This window comes from Aeromicrobium sp. WCS2018Hpa-31, from assembly GCF_031843905.1.
Taxonomy (GTDB): Bacteria; Actinomycetota; Actinomycetes; order Propionibacteriales; family Nocardioidaceae; genus Aeromicrobium.
In genome coordinates this window covers 234261-248302 of record NZ_JAVTJF010000005.1, presented here as the reverse complement: position 1 = coordinate 248302, position 14042 = coordinate 234261, and the positions used below count along the sequence as shown (strand labels likewise).

General features: G+C 72.9%; 15 protein-coding genes. 8 read left to right on the top strand and 7 right to left on the bottom strand.

Features of this window, described 5'->3' with window-relative positions:
- Nucleotides 1-50 precede the first annotated feature (50 nt).
- From RQG84_RS08455 to RQG84_RS08445, 3 genes are read left to right on the top strand one after another with little or no spacing between them, the layout of a single operon-like run.
- Nucleotides 51-872: a hypothetical protein gene (locus RQG84_RS08455; protein WP_311209673.1), complete on the top strand. Its 822-nt coding sequence runs from the start codon at nucleotides 51-53 to the stop codon at nucleotides 870-872.
- On the top strand, nucleotides 869-1225 hold the full coding sequence (locus RQG84_RS08450) for a GntR family transcriptional regulator (RefSeq protein ID WP_311209672.1): 357 nt from the start codon (nucleotides 869-871) through the stop codon (nucleotides 1223-1225). Before RQG84_RS08455 ends, RQG84_RS08450 begins: the two co-directional genes overlap by 4 nt.
- Nucleotides 1222-1665, top strand: coding sequence for a GNAT family N-acetyltransferase (locus RQG84_RS08445; RefSeq protein WP_311209671.1), 444 nt, complete (start codon nucleotides 1222-1224; stop codon nucleotides 1663-1665). The genes RQG84_RS08450 and RQG84_RS08445 overlap by 4 nt, the downstream gene beginning before the upstream one ends.
- A gap of 43 nt (nucleotides 1666-1708) precedes the next feature.
- Here the strand turns inward: RQG84_RS08445 and zwf are convergent, their stop codons facing one another.
- Entirely contained in the window at nucleotides 1709-3142 is a 1434-nt protein-coding gene (zwf, locus tag RQG84_RS08440; protein ID WP_311209670.1) for a glucose-6-phosphate dehydrogenase, read from the bottom strand.
- 161 nt (nucleotides 3143-3303) lie between these two features.
- On the opposite strand from zwf, the gene RQG84_RS08435 reads away from it, so the two are divergent.
- On the top strand, nucleotides 3304-4233 hold the full coding sequence (locus RQG84_RS08435; protein WP_311209669.1) for an ATP-binding cassette domain-containing protein: 930 nt from the start codon (nucleotides 3304-3306) through the stop codon (nucleotides 4231-4233).
- Nucleotides 4230-5039: an ABC transporter permease gene (locus tag RQG84_RS08430; RefSeq protein ID WP_311209668.1), complete on the top strand. Its 810-nt coding sequence runs from the start codon at nucleotides 4230-4232 to the stop codon at nucleotides 5037-5039. The genes RQG84_RS08435 and RQG84_RS08430 overlap by 4 nt, the downstream gene beginning before the upstream one ends.
- A gap of 6 nt (nucleotides 5040-5045) precedes the next feature.
- Here RQG84_RS08430 and RQG84_RS08425 read toward each other — a convergent pair whose 3' ends face one another.
- From RQG84_RS08425 to RQG84_RS08415, 3 genes are all read right to left on the bottom strand, one after another.
- Nucleotides 5046-5177, bottom strand: coding sequence for a hypothetical protein (locus RQG84_RS08425; protein WP_311209667.1), 132 nt, complete (start codon nucleotides 5175-5177; stop codon nucleotides 5046-5048).
- A gap of 671 nt (nucleotides 5178-5848) precedes the next feature.
- Nucleotides 5849-6535, bottom strand: a complete 687-nt coding sequence (locus RQG84_RS08420) for a response regulator transcription factor (RefSeq protein WP_311209666.1) — start codon at nucleotides 6533-6535, stop codon at nucleotides 5849-5851.
- Nucleotides 6532-7869 (bottom strand): PspC domain-containing protein, encoded by a 1338-nt coding sequence (locus RQG84_RS08415; RefSeq protein WP_311209665.1) that lies wholly within the window; start codon nucleotides 7867-7869, stop codon nucleotides 6532-6534. Before RQG84_RS08415 ends, RQG84_RS08420 begins: the two co-directional genes overlap by 4 nt.
- A 145-nt stretch (nucleotides 7870-8014) precedes the next feature.
- On the opposite strand from RQG84_RS08415, the gene RQG84_RS08410 reads away from it, so the two are divergent.
- Both RQG84_RS08410 and RQG84_RS08405 read left to right on the top strand, forming a co-directional pair.
- Nucleotides 8015-9286, top strand: coding sequence for a PspC domain-containing protein (locus tag RQG84_RS08410; protein WP_311209664.1), 1272 nt, complete (start codon nucleotides 8015-8017; stop codon nucleotides 9284-9286).
- A gap of 41 nt (nucleotides 9287-9327) precedes the next feature.
- Nucleotides 9328-9624: a hypothetical protein gene (locus RQG84_RS08405; protein WP_311209663.1), complete on the top strand. Its 297-nt coding sequence runs from the start codon at nucleotides 9328-9330 to the stop codon at nucleotides 9622-9624.
- Here the strand turns inward: RQG84_RS08405 and RQG84_RS08400 are convergent.
- Both RQG84_RS08400 and RQG84_RS08395 read right to left on the bottom strand, forming a co-directional pair.
- Nucleotides 9582-10649 carry a glycerophosphodiester phosphodiesterase gene (locus tag RQG84_RS08400; RefSeq protein ID WP_311209662.1) on the bottom strand — a complete coding sequence of 356 codons (1068 nt, stop codon included), beginning with the start codon at nucleotides 10647-10649 and terminating at the stop codon, nucleotides 9582-9584. The two genes, RQG84_RS08405 and RQG84_RS08400, sit on opposite strands and share 43 nt — an antisense overlap.
- Before the next feature lie 50 nt (nucleotides 10650-10699).
- Nucleotides 10700-11341, bottom strand: a complete 642-nt coding sequence (locus RQG84_RS08395; protein ID WP_311209661.1) for a hypothetical protein — start codon at nucleotides 11339-11341, stop codon at nucleotides 10700-10702.
- Nucleotides 11342-11430: 89 nt separating this feature from the next.
- Here RQG84_RS08395 and RQG84_RS08390 point away from each other — a divergent pair, with 89 nt between their 5' ends.
- Nucleotides 11431-12270 carry a DMT family transporter gene (locus RQG84_RS08390; protein ID WP_311209660.1) on the top strand — a complete coding sequence of 280 codons (840 nt, stop codon included), beginning with the start codon at nucleotides 11431-11433 and terminating at the stop codon, nucleotides 12268-12270.
- A gap of 867 nt (nucleotides 12271-13137) precedes the next feature.
- Here RQG84_RS08390 and RQG84_RS08385 read toward each other — a convergent pair.
- Complete coding sequence (locus RQG84_RS08385) at nucleotides 13138-14001, bottom strand: DNA-formamidopyrimidine glycosylase family protein (protein ID WP_311209659.1); 864 nt, start codon at nucleotides 13999-14001, stop codon at nucleotides 13138-13140.
- Nucleotides 14002-14042: the final 41 nt, after the last annotated feature.

The window sequence follows — 14042 nt, the reverse complement described above, 5'->3', positions numbered from 1 at the left end:
CGGTACAAAGGTTGAGACAAACCGTCGTCGAACCGGATCGGGGACCGACCATGAGCACCACCACCCTCGTCATCGTCCTGCTCGCACTCGCCGTCGTGCTGTACTGCACGGCACCGCGCCAGGCGGTGGCCCACGCCGCCGTCTGGGCACGACGCACCCGGGTCGACGTCGACCGCGACGCCTTGATCGCCGAGCTGACCCACCGACTCCAGGTCGGGGCCGTGGGTGCCGGCATCGGCACGCTCCTCGGCATCGTGCCGCTCGTGGCGGGGGTCGGCGCAGGCGACACCTCCGGACCCGACGGCCTCGCCGACGTCGCGATCGTCCTGACCTCGACCGTCGTGTGCGCGGTCGTCTCCGAGGCCGTCAACGTCGTGCGCCGGACCCCGTCACCCCGCGGCCGCCGAGCCGCGTCGCTCGTGCCGCGCACGGCTCACGGCAGCACCGCTGAACGGATCGGCGAGCTGGCCCTCGTCGCCGCGGCCGTCGCCGGCTTCGCGCTCGCCGTGGCCACCCTCGTCGACGGCGTCGACGGCGGGAACGGCGCCGTGGCCGCCGCGAGCGGGGCCCTCGTCGTGATGGCCGTCTGCATCGGCGTCCGAGCCCGCATGGTGCGGCAGGCGCTCGTCGCGGAGGACGACCAGACCCTGGCCGTCGCGACCGTCGCCGGTGCCGTGAGCATCGACCGGTTCACCGAGAACCTGCTCGCCAGCGGTGGCGTCCTGACGCTCACGGCCCTGCTCGCGCCCGCGATCGCCGCCGGTCCGGGGACGCTGCGCACGACGGCCCTCGTCCTCGGCGCACTCGTGGTCGTCCTCGTCGGCGGGCTCGTCGCCGTCCGGCGGACCAGCCGTCAGGCGGTGGCCGCGTGATCGCCCTCGTGGTCGACCCGACCACGGCCGAGCCCCCGTTCGAGCAGGTGCGTCGGCAGGTGGCCGCCGGCGCGGCCGACGGCTCGCTCCCCCCGGGCCACAAGCTGCCGACCGTCCGCCAGCTGGCCGCCGACCTGGGTCTCGCGGTGAACACCGTGGCCCGCGCCTACCGCGAGCTCGAGGCCGACGGCGTGATCGAGACCCACGGCCGGCGCGGCACCTTCGTCGCCGCCGCGGTGGCCGTGGACGAGGACACCCGGGCCTCGGCCACCCGCTACGCCGCCGACGCCCGCCGGGCAGGACTCTCCCGCGACCAGGCGCTGCGGCTCGTCGAGGACGCGTGGGGCCGATGAGCGCCGACCCCGTGTCCGTCCGGCTCGCCGGGGAGCGCGACCTCGACGACCTGACCGACCTCTGGGAGCGGGCGGCGCGCACCAGCCACGGGTTCATGTCCGACGACGACTTCGCCGAGGCCCACCCCTACCTGCGCGACGCCCTGCTGCCGTCCATGGACGTCTGGGTGGCCGAGGACGACACCGGGCGCCCGCTCGGACTCGCCGGCGTGCGGGGGCCGCACCTGGAGCTCCTCTACGTCGAGCCCGCCGTGCACGGCACCGGCATCGGCACCCTGCTGCTCGACCACGTGCGCCCCACCAGCGTGGAGGTCTATGCGGGCAATACCCACGGCCTCGGCTTCTACACCGCACACGGCTTCAGGCGTCTGCGCACTCACACCACCGACGCCTTCGGCCGCCCGTTCCCGGTCGTGCACCTGGTGCGCGACGCCCCCTGACCCCGCTCGAGTGGTCCGGCGTCCGGGCTACCGGGCTGTCGGGCTACTGGGCGAACTCGTTGGGGTTGCGCCACGTCCGCTCGAACGGCAGGCGCCAGGCACGCGGGGCGATCAGCTGGTGCACCGAGTTCGGACCCCACGTTCCTGGCGGGTACGGGCGCACCGGCGGCGGGTCGTCGAGCAGCGGCTGGGAGATCTCCCACAGCCGCTCGATGCCCTCCGCGGTCGTGAACAGGGTCCGCTCCCCCTTCATCGCGTCGAGGATGAGCCGCTCGTACGCCTCGAGCACCTCGTCGGCGCGGGCCGTGTCCTGCATGGCGAACTGCATGGACAGCTTGTCCAGACGCATGCCCGGCCCGGGTCGCTTGCCGTAGAACGACAACGACATGCGCGAGGAGTCGGCGAGGTCGAAGGTCAGGTGGTCCGGACCCGACAACCCCACCCCGGAGCCGGCGGGGAACATCGACTTCGGCGGCTCCCGAAAGGCGATCGAGATGATGCGCGCCCCCTCGGCCATCTGCTTGCCGGTTCGCAGGTAGAACGGCACCCCGGCCCAGCGCCAGTTGTCGATCTGCGCGCGGAGCGCCACGAAGGTCTCCGTCTCGGAGTCGTGCTGCACCCCGGCCTCCTCGCGGTAGCCCTGGTACTGGCCCCGCACGACGTCGGAGGGCCGCAGCGGCAGCATCGACCGGAAGACCTTGTTCTTCTCCTCGCTGATGGAGTCGGAGTCCAGCGAGGTCGGCGGCTCCATCGCCATGAACGCGAGGATCTGGAACAGGTGCGTCACGACCATGTCCTTGAACGCGCCCGTGCCCTCGTAGAAGCCCGAGCGGCCCTTGAGCGACAGCGTCTCGGGGACGTCGATCTGGACGTGGTCGATGAACGTGCGGTTCCAGATCGGCTCGAACAGGCCGTTCGCGAACCGGAACGCGAGGATGTTGAGGGCCGCCTCCTTGCCCAGGAAGTGGTCGATGCGGAAGATCTGCTGCTCGTCGAAGACCTCGTGGATCCGCGCGTTGAGCGAGCGGGCCGAGGCGAGGTCGGTGCCGAACGGCTTCTCCATGATGATCCGCGAGCGGTCCACCAGGCGTGCCTGCGCCAGCGTCTGCACGACGTCGATCGCAGCCTTCGGCGGCACGCTCAGGTAGTGCAGGCGCCGCGGCTCACCACCCAGCTCCGCCTCGAGGGACGCCGCCATCTCGGCCAGCCGCTCCGGGCCCTCGGACACGTTCACGTAGTGCAGCTTGGGGGCGAAGTCGTCCCACTCCGCGTCCGGGACGGGACGTCCGAACTCCTGGCAGGCCTGCTGCGCGAACGTCCGGAAGCCGTCGTCGTCGAGGTCGTCCATGGACACCGCGATGATGCGCGAGTCCGCGACCAGCCTCGAGCGCAGCAGGTGCAGCAGCCCGGGGAGGAGCTTGCGTCGGGCCAGGTCGCCGGTGGCGCCGAACAGCACGATCAGGTGCGGGTCACTCATGGTCCGAGGCTAGACCCGGTTCGTTGCGGACGGGTGAACGTCGCGCGATCGCCGACTGTGGACCCGCGCTGAGCGCCAGGGTCGACCCGGGGTGCCCCCAGGGTCGCGACCAGCGTGCTCCCCGATGCCCCTTGGCGTCCTGCAGGACGAGGCTGACGGCCATGATCACGATCGACTCCCTCACCAAGTCGTACGGTCGGTTCACCGCCGTCGACGACGTCACCTTCACCGCCCGCCCGGGCCGCGTGACCGGCTTCCTCGGCCCGAACGGCGCCGGCAAGTCGACCACGTTGCGCGTGCTGACCGGGCTCACCCCTGCGACCTCCGGCAGAACCGAGGTGTGCGGACGTCGCTACGTCGACCTGCCGAACCCCGCCCTGGAGGTCGGGGTCCTGCTCGACGCCTCCGCCCAGCACGCCGGCCGCACCGGTCGCGAGATCCTCACCCTCGCGGCCCGCACCATGGGACTGTCGCCCCGCCGCGTCGACGAGATGCTCGACCTCGTCTCGCTGTCGGAGGCCGAGTCGGCGCGCCGGGTGCGCCACTACTCCCTCGGCATGCGCCAGCGCCTCGGGCTGGCGACGGCCCTGCTCGGTCGGCCCGAGGTCCTCGTGCTCGACGAGCCGGCCAACGGGCTGGACCCCGCCGGCATCCGATGGATGCGTGACGTGCTGCGTCGCTACGCCGACGACGGCGCCACCGTGCTGCTGTCGTCGCACCTCCTGCACGAGATCGAGGTCGTCGCCGACGACCTCGTCGTCATCGGGCAGGGCCGCATCGTGGCCCAGGGCACGAAGGCCGAGCTGCTGGCCTCGGCCGGCACCGTCGTGCGCAGCCCCGACCTCCTCGCCCTGCGAGCGGCACTCGCCGCAGCGGGCCACCGCACCACCGACGTCGGCGACGGGCTGCGCGTGGACGCCGACCCCGCAGCCGTCGGCCACGTCGCCGTCACGGCGTCGATCCACCTGACCGAGCTGCGAGCCGCCGACGGCGCCGGCCTGGAGGAGATGTTCCTCGAGCTGACCGCCGAGACGCAGCGCGAGGCCACGCCCACCCGCAGCACCACGACACCGGCAGGAGCCGCAGCATGAGCACCACCACCCACCCCGCCACCGCTCCCGCTCGACCTGCCTCGCGCGCCGTGCCCGAGCCGATCCCGTTCGGCCGCGTCGTCGGGGTCGAGATGCGCAAGACGTTCGACACCCGGGCCGGCACGTGGCTGCTCGCGAGCATCGGCATCGTCGCGGTGCTCGCCACGGCCGCCGTCATGCTGTGGGCACCCGACGACGCCCTGACCTTCGAGACGTTCGGCTCCGCCGTCGGCACGCCCATGGCGGTGCTGCTGCCCGTGGTCTCGATCCTGCTCGTGACCGGCGAGTGGTCCCAGCGCAGCGGGCTCACCACCTTCACCCTCGTCCCACGTCGGGGCCGGACCATCGCGGCGAAGGCCGTCGTCACGACGAACATCGGCGTCTGCGCCATGGCGCTGGCGCTCGTGGTGGCGCTCGGCGGGGCCTACCTCGGACCGGCGCTGCGTGGCACCGAGCCGGTCATCGACCTGACCGTCGGCCAGGTCGGCACGCTGGTGCTCGCGCAGGTGCTCGGCATGTTCGTCGGGTTCATGCTCGGCGTCGTCACCCGCAGCTCGGCCGTGGCGCTCGTGGCCTACTTCGTGTTCTGGGGTCTCCTGCCGACCCTCAGCCAGCTGCTGTACGCGACGCAGGACTGGTACCGCGACGTCGTGGGCTGGGTCGACTTCGGCTGGGCGCACGGCGCCCTCTACGAGGGAGGTCTCTCGGCCACCGAGTGGGCTCAGCTGGGGGTCACCGGGACGGTGTGGCTGCTCCTGCCGACCCTCGCGGGACTGTGGCTCGTGATGCGTGCCGAGATCTCCTGACGCCCGTCAGGGATGCGTCCGGCGGACCGCGGCGATCTCGGCGACGTCGAGCCGGGAGAGGACGCTGTCGAGCACCTGGGAGTCGTACCGGCCCTCGGCACGCAGGTCGAGCAACACCTCGCGCTGGTCGTCCAGCACCGCACGCCTCAGCTGGGCGAACGGGGCGCGGCTGGGTTCTCGCTCGCGGCTGCGTCGCTGTGGCTCCGAGTCGGGGCGGTCACCGAGAGGGCCTCGACCGGAACGGTGGGTCTCGACCCGGCTGGGTCTGCGGGGCGCGGCCACGATTCTTCATCTGAGTGAGATCCACGCACGATGCTTCCTTCTCGTGGACCGTGCCACGCGAAGGAAGCATCGTGGCGACGAAAAAGGCCCCGTTCGGGCAGTGATTCTCCCTTCCCGTGGACCGTCCCACGCAAAGGAAGAATCCCTGCCCACCCGCCGCAAGAGGCCCCCGGTGGACGCAAGATTCTGCCTTCGCGCGCAGAACCCCGAACGATGCTGCGTTTGCTACGGAATCCCGTAGCGAACGCAGCATCCTTCGCCCCCTCACGCACGAACGCAGAACCTTGCGTCCCCCGAGCCACGCTCCGAGAGCCCACCCGAGCCCGGACCCGACCGACGGTCGAGGCCCTTTCGGAGATCGACCCGCCTCGCAGCCACAGCGACGCAGCAGCGAGCGGAGACCCAGCCGAGGCGACGCATCGACGCCCGACCCCAGTCGAAGGACGACTGCCGAGCCCGGACGGCCAGGCGGCCCGGACGGCCGGGGCGGCCCAGGCGCCATGCCCTCATGCGTCGGCCGTCAGACCTCAGATCAGACGCCGGTCGCTCGCCCACTTGGTGAGCTCGTGCCGGCTCGAGAGCTGCAGCTTGCGAAGCACGCTCGAGACGTGTGTCTCGACGGTCTTGACGGAGATGAACAGCTCCTTGGCGACCTCCTTGTAGGCGTAGCCGCGCGCGATGAGCCGCATGACCTCGCGCTCGCGCTCGGTCAACCGGTCGAGGTCCTCGTCGACCTGCGCCACCTCGATCGTCCCCGCGAAGGCGTCGAGCACGAAGCCGGCGAGGCGCGGGCTGAACACGGCGTCGCCCGAGGCGACGCGGTGGAGGGCGTCGACGAGCTCGCTGCCGGAGATGTTCTTCGTGACGTAGCCGCGCGCGCCGGCGCGGATCACGCCGATGACGTCCTCGGCGGCGTCGCTGACCGAAAGCGCCAGGAACCGCACGTCCGGTGCGGTGCGGTCGACCCGACGGATCACCTCGGCTCCCCCGCCCCCGGGCATGTGCACGTCGAGCAGGACCACGTCGGGACGCAGCTCCAGGACGGCGGGGACGGCGGAGTCGACGTCCTCGGCCTCGCCCACCACCTGGAGCCGGGCGTCCTTCTCGAGCTCGGCGCGCACCCCGGTGCGGAACATGGCGTGGTCGTCGACGATGAGCACGCGCAGGGGCGCGCTGCCTCCGGGCCGGGCGGTCGGGGGACGGTCGTCGGTCATGGGGCCTCCTCGGCCTCGGGTCGAGCAGGGTCGCGGGGTACCGGATCGGGTCGCACCGGAGAGGTCTCGCCCGCAGCGAGCGCCGCGCGTCGGGTGAGGGTGAGCGCCACCTCCGTGCCCTCCCCCGGCGTGCTGCGCACCCGGGCGGTGCCGCCATGGCGCTCCATCCGACCCACGATGGAGCCGCGGACGCCCATCCGGTCGTCGGCGATCAGGTCGGGGTCGAAGCCGGTCCCGCGATCGCGCACGAACACCTCGACCTGCGTGCTGCCGACCTCGGCGTACACGTCGACGCGATCCACCTGGGCGTGCTTGGCGGCGTTCACGACGGCCTCGCGCGTGGCGCGGACGAGCGCCACCAGGTCGGCGTCGAGCGCCGTGTCGCCCACCACCACCAGCTCGACCACCAGCTGGTGCGTCTGCTCCACCTCGCTGCGGACCTCCCGCAGGGCCGCAGCCAGGGAGTCGCCCGGGGACTCCTCGTCCCCGTAGAGCCAGGACCGGAGCTCGCGCTCCTGACGTCGCGCCAAGGTGGCGACGGCGGCGGGGTCGTCGGCGTTCTTCTGCAGCAGCGCCAGCGTCTGGAGCACGGAGTCGTGCAGGTGCGCGGCCACGTCGGCGCGCTCCTGCGTGCGGATGCGCTCGCGGCGCTCGCTCCCGAGGGCCGTCACGAGCGAGATGATCCAGGGCCCGAGCAGCAGGAGCAGGCCCACGACCGCGATGGCCAGAGCCGACCCGAGGTCACGGACTGCGGACAGGCCGCGCTCCTGCGTCACGAGGTACACGGCACCGAGGGCGACCAGACCCAGCCCGACAGCGATGCGGGCCACGAAGCCCCACCCGGTCGTGCGGGTGAGCCAGGTCTGCCAGGCGGCGTCGTCGATCTGGCGCCAGACGACCGCCACCCCGACCACCACGATGAGCAGCGGGATCAGCAGAGACCCGGTGAGCCGACCTCCGCCCTGCACGAGGAAGAGGACCCCCACGCCCACGGCCAGCACGGCCACGGTCTGCACGATCTCGAGGACGCCGGGGCGGCCCGCGGCGCGCATGCCACGACGGCTCGCGGACTCCAGCCCGGGCGACAGCTCCGGTCGGCGCAGTGGCATGAACCGCCACAGCAGCAGGTAGGCCAGGACGCCCACGCCGTTGAACCAGGTGGTGACCACGAAGCCGACGCGCACCCACAGGACCGGCACGTCGAGGTGCTCGGCCAGCCCCATCGCGACCCCGCCGACGACGCGATGGTCCGCCGGACGGTAGGCGCGCCGCACCCGAGGGCGGTCGGAGGACGGACCAGGAGGGGTCCTGGCTCCGAGGGCGGTCTGGCTCACCTCGGCATCGTCACACGTGCGCGCGAACCGGCGCCACCAGGTGTCGCACCCGTGGGCCCCCGAGGTCCCCCGGGATCGGGAACCAGGGTCGGACCAGGGTCGCGCCCGATGGTGCCGCACGCCCTTCCCGGCCGACGATGGAGCCATGACCACGCAGCCCCCTCCCACCGACCAGGCGCCCGACCCGGGCGCGAGTCCCCACGCACCCGGCCCGCGTCGCGGCTTCCGTGCCTTCTCCGAGGTGCGCCGCAGCTCCGACGACCGCATGCTCGCCGGCGTCTGCGACGGCGTCGCCCGCCGCTTCGACATCGACCCGGTCGTCGTGCGGGTGCTCACGGTCGTCCTGTGCTTCGTGGGGCTCGCCGGCGTCATCCTCTACGTCGCGGGCTGGTTGCTCCTGCCCGCCGACGACGAGCCGCGCAGCCACGTCGGCGAGTGGTTCGGGCTCGACACCAGCGAGGCGCAGGTGCGCGACACCGGCCTCGTGGTGGCCGCCGTGCTGGCCGTGCTCGGCGTGCTCGGCGACGGAGGCTGGGGCTGGGGCGGGGACGGGCTCTTCTGGGCCGCGCTCGTCATCGGCGGCCCGGTCGCCCTGGTCGTCTGGCTGGTCCGACGCGGGGGCCGACGGGGCGGGCAGGACGCCCACGGTGTCGACACCGGGTCGGACCCCTCCGGCTCCACCGGCCCGACCGTGGCCGATCCCGCCACGTCGTGGTCGTCGACCCCCACCGACACGGTCGTCCTCGACACGGCCGGCGGGGAGCACCCGACCGCGGGCCTGCCGCCCACGCCTCCGTCGGAGCCCCGCCGCTCGATCCAGCCCCCGCCCCCGCGGGAGCCCCGTGAGCCGTACAGCTGGATCCCGACGCTGCTCGCCCTGTCGTCGATCGCGATCGCCCTCGCCGTGGTGCGCCTCGTGGCCGACCCGACGTGGCCGACCTACGTGGCCGTGGCCCTCGCGGTCGTCGGTCTGGGCCTCGTGCTCTGCACCTTCGTGCGAGGAGGGCTCCCGCTCGTGCTGATCGGGCTGCTCCTGCTGCCGGTGCTCGCCCTGGGCACCCTGGTCCCCACGCTCCGCGGCGGGGAGCTGGACGTCGCCCCGCAGAGCGCGGCGCAGGTCCGCGACAGCTACTCCTTCGGCTTCGGCCAGTTCGAGCTGGACCTGACCGACGTGTCCGACCCGGACGCCCTGCTCGGGCGGACGATCGAGATCGAGACCGGCATGGGCCAGACCGTGGTCGTCGTGCCCGACGGCGTGCCCGTCGTGGTCGACGCGTCGGTTCGTGCCGGTGACCTCGTGGTCCTCGGGGAGCGCGACAGCGGCGTCGACCGGCGACTGCGGGCCTCCGCCACGGGTCCGGCCCTCACGATCGACGTCGACCACTCGCTCGGCCAGGTGGAGGTACGTCGCCCATGACCGCCGCGCCCACCCCCGACCCTCTTTCCGACAGGAGCACCATGACCACCTCGCCGACCTCGACCCGACGCCCCCGCGTGCGGCCCTTCAACACGCTCTTCGGCCTGTTCTTCCTCGCCGCGGCCGGTCTGTGGGCTGCGCAGGGCCAGGACGTGCTCGACGGTGACCAGATCGGGCGCGCCGTCGCGGTCGGACTCATCGTCCTGGGCGCCCTCGGCCTGGTCGCGACGCTCGTCGTCAGCCGACGCGGCCGTGGCCCGCAGGCCGCGACGCCTGTCGCCCCGGACGTCGCGGACTACGACGAGACCGACGACATCGATCCCGCCCGCCGCGACTGACCCCCGGCGGCGAGCCAACGGTCGCGCGCCGCCACCGCGGTGGCGGCGTAGTCGCTGAACACCCCGTCCACCCCGGCATCGAAGAACGCGAGGTACTCGGCCTCGGCGTCGCCGTGGGCGGCCACGTCGGCGCTGGAACGGAAGTCGGCGGGCAGGAAGTTGTTCTCGTCGCGCATGGTCCAGATGTGCACGAGGAGGCCCGCCGCGTGCGCGCGCTCCACCAGGCCGGTCTCCCCGTCCAGCCAGTGGCCTCGTCGCCGTGCGATGACCAGCGTCTTGTTGGGACCGATGCCGTCGACGTGCCGGGCGAGCTCGGCCAGCTGGTCGCTCGTGGTCAGGTCCGCGTAGGTGCGGGGGTCGCCGGCCGCCACGAGGTCCCACGGGGCCTCCTTGCGGTCGAGCAGCTGGACGAGCGTGAGCGGTGTGCGTGGCCTCAACGCACGCAGGTTGCCGGTCTCCATCGACTGGATCACCACCGGGACGTCGGCGTCGGGGCGGTTCAGGTCGGCCGCCTCCAGGGCGTCGACCAGCCGGTCGTCCAGGTCGAGGCCGAGTCCCTGGAAGTAGGTGGGGTGCTTGGTCTCCACGTAGACCCCCACTCGACGATCGGCCCGGCGGGCGATCTCCAGGACCTCCTCGAACGTCAGCACCTGCTGCGTGCCGGCGAGGGCGAGGTTCTGCGGGCGCAGCTGCGGGAGACGCTCGCGCACACGCAGTGTCTTGACCTCCTCGAGCGTGAGGTCCTCGGTGAACCAGCCACTCAGCCACACGCCGTCGATCCGCTTCGTGGTGCGGCGGTCGGCGAACTCCGGGCGCGCGGCGATGTCGGTGGTGTGCCCGATCTCGTTCTCGTGCCGCACGACGAGGTGGCCGTCGCGCGTGGCGACCACGTCGGGCTCGATGTAGTCGGCGCCCTGCTCGATCGCCAGCTCGTAGGACGCGCGGGTGTGCTCCAGGCGAAGGCCCGGCACACCGCGATGACCGATGACGGCTGGGACGGGTGGCCAGGACGCCGGACCGCTCATGGCATCCAGTGAAGCACTCCCGACGAGCCCGTCGGGGGACCCCGCTGCGGTCAGAGCGTCCCGGCGATGGCCGCGACGAGGGCGAAGAAGGCCAGCAGCGCCGAGATCGGCACGGTCCAGAGCGTGGCGAGGACCAGGCTGACCGAGGTACCGATCTTGGGCGGCACGAAGTAGCGGGCGCGCGGGAGGTCGCCCACGCCCTCGATCCACCGCCCGGTCATGCCGACGCCCGACCACACGCCCTTCAGCCGGGACAGCACCCGCCAGCCCCCACCGCCGGCGATCGAGGTGAGTGCGCCGCGCGTCTCGTCGACCTTGTCGCTCAGGCTCACCGCGATGCCGAGCTCGGTGGCCAGCTGCTCGGGCTCCTCGACCGCACGGAGCACCCGGTGGCGACGCGCCGCGAAGGCCGCGGGCACCAGGGCCAGCAGGACCGCGGCGACCACGAGCACCGTGCCGACGGTGCTGCCGGACGCCAGGCCGAGCGCGAACGTGGCCGCCAGGAACGGCAGGGGTGCGACCGCCAGCAGGAGCGACGGGATCCGCAGCAGCCGCACGGCCGGGACGATGACGGCGACCGCGCGGTGCGCGGCGTCGGCCGTCTGCCCGTCGACGCGGGTCGTCGCCCCGTGCACGGCGCGGTTGGTGCGCGCGCTCCAGCTCTCGCGTCGTGGTCCACCGTCGTGCGTCATGGCACCAGCGTAGGTCCCGCGCCCCAGCCACCGGACGGGAGCGGTCCGGCGACAGGTGGCGCGTCACGGCGGTGCCCTAGGGTGCTCGCGTGGCCGTCGTCCTGTCCCTGATCTCCGCGCTCGCGTACGGCGTCTCGGACTTCCTCGGTGGGCTGTTCGCCAAGCGATCGGGACCGTGGCAGACCGCCGTCGTCGGGCAGCTGTCGTCGACGGTGTGCGTGGCCGCCGCCGCAGCGGTCGTGGGAGGCACCGCGGTCGGGTCGGACTGGGCCTGGGCATCGGCCGGCGGCGTCGGGGCCGGCGTGGGTGCAGCGGTGCTGTACCGCGGGCTCACCGGCGGACGGATGAGCGTGGTGGCCCCGTTGTCCGCGGTCGTCTGCGCCCTGCTGCCCGTGGCGGTCGGTCTCGTCACGGGTGACCGGCCGAGCGCGCTGGCCCTGGCCGGGATCGTGGTGGCCTTCCCCGCGATCGCCCTGGTGTCGCGCGTGGTCGAGGAGGACGCCGTCGCGGCGGCCGCGCACCGCGGGGGCGTCGTCGACGGCCTGCTGGCCGGTGTCGGCTTCGGCGTGCTGTTCGTCGCGCTCGGGCAGGTGGGCGACGACGCCGGGCTCTGGCCGCTGGCCCTCGCCAACGCCGTGGCCATGCTGGCCGTCGTGGCCGTCGCCGTGGCGGTGCGTCAGCCGTGGGTCCCCCGCGAGCCCGCAGCGTGGCGCGCACTGGCGATGGGACCCCTCGGGGCCACGGCCACCACGGCCTTCCTGCTCGCCACGCGCGAGGGACTGCTGTCGGTGGTCTCGGTCATCTCGGCGCTCTACCCGGCCGCGACCGTGCTGCTGGCCACGCTGGTGCTGAAGGAGCGCATCCAGGCCTGGCAGGGCGTCGGCCTGGCCCTGGCCGCCACCGCGGTCACCCTCGTCGCGCTGGGCTGACCGGGATCGGCCGTCGGCAGCGTCGGTGCGCGGGCCTTCGCGTGCTGCTGCGTCGCTGCCGCTGGGCTTTCGCCTGCTGCTGCGCCGCTGTGGCTGCGAGTCGACCTGCTCTCCGAAAGGGCCTCGACCGGAGCGGGGGTCTCGTCCCGGTTGGGCCTGCGGGGCGCGGCTGGGTTCTCGCTTGCTGCTGCGCCGCTGTGGCTGCGCGTCGGGGTGGTCTCCGAAAGGGCCCTCGACCGGAGCGGTGGGACTGGTCCCGGCTGGGTCTGCGGGGCGCGGCCACGATTCTCCATCTGCGCGGGATCCACGCACGGTTCTTCCTTCCCGTGGACCGTGCCTCGCGAAGGGAAGCATCGTGGCGACGAAAAGGGCCCCGTACGGGCAGTGATTCTCCCTTCTCCTGGACCGTCCCACGCAAAGGAAGAACCTCTGCCCACCCCGGCGCACGAGTCGCCCCGGCGGACGCAAGATTCTGCCTTCGCGTGCAGAAACCCGAACGATGCTGCGTTCGCTACGGGATCCCGTAGCGAACGCAGCATCCTTCGACCCATCACGCACGAACGCAGAATCTTGCGTCCCCCGGGGCCGCGCTCCGAGAGCCCGGCCGACCCCGGACCCATCCGCCGGTCGAGGCCCTTTCGGAGCGCAGGTCGACGACGAGCCACAGCGACGCAGCAGCAGGTCGAGGCCCACCCGCGGGAGCGCAGCAGCAGGTCGAGACCCACCCACAGCAACGCAGCAGCAGGTCGAGACCCACCCGCGGGAGCGCAGCAGCAGGTCGAGACCCACCCACAGCCACGTAGCCGCAGGTCGAGACCCACCCCGACCGACGCAGCCGCAGGACGGGCCCGAGCCGAGAGGGCCCGCCTACTTGAGGAACTTGCTCGTCGACCGGTCCTTGAGCGGCTTGCCCCCGGTCTGGCAGGTGGGGCAGTACTGCAGCGAGGAGTCGGCGAAGACGACCTCGGCCACCGTGTCCCCGCAGACCGGGCACACCTCGCCGGCCCGGCCGTGCACCCGCATGCGGGAGCGCTTGGAGTCCTTGAGCTCCGAGGCGGGCTTGCCGTGCGCCTCGGCCATCGCCTCGGCGAGCACCGACGTGATCGCGGCGTCGAGACGCTCGACCTCCTCGGCGTCGAGCTCGGAGGCGAGCGCGAACGGCGACATCTTGGCGGCGTGCAGGATCTCGTCGCTGTAGGCGTTGCCGATGCCTGCCACGATCTTCTGGTCGCGCAGGAACCTCTTGACCTGCATGCGTCGACCCTCGAGCAGGGGCGCCACCGAGAAGCCCTCGGCGAGGGGGTCGGGCCCCAGAGCCGCGATGCCGGGCACGTCCTGCGGGTCGCGCACCGCGTACAGCGCGAGGCCCTTGCGGGTGCCGGCCTCCGTGACGTCGAAGCCGACGTGGGGTCCGTCGCCGTGGTCGAGCCGGACCCGCGCGGCGAGAGGGCCGGCACCCATCTTGAGGCGCTTGTCGGTGAGGTTGTCGGACCAGCGAAGCCAGCCCGCCTTCGCCAGGTGGATCACGAGGTGCAAGCCGTCGACGTCGAGGTCGACGAACTTGCCGTGCCGGTGCACGCCCGTGACCTGGAGCCCGGCGAGGGCCGAGACCGGCGGGTCGAACGTCTTGAGCACGGCGAACGACGCCAGCTCGACGTCGGCCAGGACGGCACCCACGGCCCGTTCACGCAGGAAGACCACGAGCGCGTCGACCTCGGGCATCTCGGGCACGCTCCGAGCCTACGCCCCGGGACCGACCACGCGGCGCGACC

Excerpts from the sequence above, each read along its gene's own strand:
- RQG84_RS08445 (WP_311209671.1), top strand. The coding sequence starts at position 1,222 with ATGAGCGCCGACCCCGTGTCCGTCCGGCTCGCCGGGGAGCGCGACCTC.
- RQG84_RS08435 (WP_311209669.1), top strand. The coding sequence starts at position 3,304 with ATGATCACGATCGACTCCCTCACCAAGTCGTACGGTCGGTTCACCGCC.
- RQG84_RS08455 (WP_311209673.1), top strand. The coding sequence starts at position 51 with ATGAGCACCACCACCCTCGTCATCGTCCTGCTCGCACTCGCCGTCGTG.
- RQG84_RS08420 (WP_311209666.1), bottom strand. The coding sequence starts at position 6,535 with ATGACCGACGACCGTCCCCCGACCGCCCGGCCCGGAGGCAGCGCGCCC.
- RQG84_RS08430 (WP_311209668.1), top strand. The coding sequence starts at position 4,230 with ATGAGCACCACCACCCACCCCGCCACCGCTCCCGCTCGACCTGCCTCG.
- RQG84_RS08405 (WP_311209663.1), top strand. The coding sequence starts at position 9,328 with ATGACCACCTCGCCGACCTCGACCCGACGCCCCCGCGTGCGGCCCTTC.
- RQG84_RS08395 (WP_311209661.1), bottom strand. The coding sequence starts at position 11,341 with ATGACGCACGACGGTGGACCACGACGCGAGAGCTGGAGCGCGCGCACC.
- zwf (WP_311209670.1), bottom strand. The coding sequence starts at position 3,142 with ATGAGTGACCCGCACCTGATCGTGCTGTTCGGCGCCACCGGCGACCTG.
- RQG84_RS08400 (WP_311209662.1), bottom strand. The coding sequence starts at position 10,649 with ATGAGCGGTCCGGCGTCCTGGCCACCCGTCCCAGCCGTCATCGGTCAT.
- RQG84_RS08410 (WP_311209664.1), top strand. The coding sequence starts at position 8,015 with ATGACCACGCAGCCCCCTCCCACCGACCAGGCGCCCGACCCGGGCGCG.